The 804-nt window shown below is 74.9% G+C and carries 1 pseudogene; it reads left to right on the top strand.

The features are described 5' to 3' along the window. Positions 1–622 (top strand): annotated as a pseudogene (locus CQZ88_RS16610) (polysaccharide biosynthesis protein); the annotation flags it as partial. Positions 623–804: the final 182 nt, after the last annotated feature.

Genomic DNA, 804 nt, shown 5'->3' with positions numbered 1-804 from the left:
CGCCCCGGCGGTCGGCGTGCCCGCGGTACTGCGCGCCTCCCAGGTGCAGCTGGCGCTGATCGCCCTGACCTCGCTGGACCTGCTGCTCGCCCGCGCCGTGCTCGACCCGGAGGATGCCGGGCTGTACGCGCTCGGCGCCGTCGCGACGAAGGTCGCGTTCTGGCTGCCGCAGGCCGTCGGGGTGGTGCTGTACCCGCGGATGGCCAACCCCGCCCAGTCCGCGGCCGCCGTCCGGTCCGCCCTGGCCGTCCTCGTCGGGATCGGCGCGGTCCTTGTCGCCGGGGCGGCGGTGTGTGCGCCGCTGGTGCCGCTGCTCGTCGGCGACGCGTACGCCCCGGTGCAGTCGCTGCTGTGGCTGTTCGCGCTGCAGGGCGCGTGCCTGGCGGTGCTGCAGGGGGCACTGCTGTCCGCGATCGCGGGCGAGCGCACCCATCTCGCCGCCGTCGCGTGGGCCGGCCTCGCGGTGGAGGCCACCCTCATGCTCACCGTCGCGTCCACCACCCGGCAGTTCGTGCTCGTCGCCGTGGCCGTCGCGGCCGTCACCGCCACGGTGGTCTCCGTGCTGGCGGTCCGCGCGGCCCACCCCGCGGGGCCGAATGTGACAGCTGTTCGATCCGACTGACCCCGTGTGACATTCGGTTGCCGCGGGCCGAACGAGCGCGCCCACGAAAACGCCGATGCCCCTCCCCGAGCGGATCGGGGAGGGGCATCGGCGCTCGTGACTACTGCTGCGGCGGTTCCTTGCGCAGGTCGGTGCGCGGGATCTCCTGCGTCTGGTCGGTGGTCCAGTCCCGCTGCTGCGGG

The sequence above is a fragment of the Rhodococcus sp. ENV425 genome, assembly GCF_002887785.1.
Taxonomy (GTDB): Bacteria; Actinomycetota; Actinomycetes; order Mycobacteriales; family Mycobacteriaceae; genus Rhodococcus; species Rhodococcus aetherivorans.
Note: the sequence above shows the minus strand (reverse complement) of the source record. Positions and strands in the feature narration are given on the sequence as shown.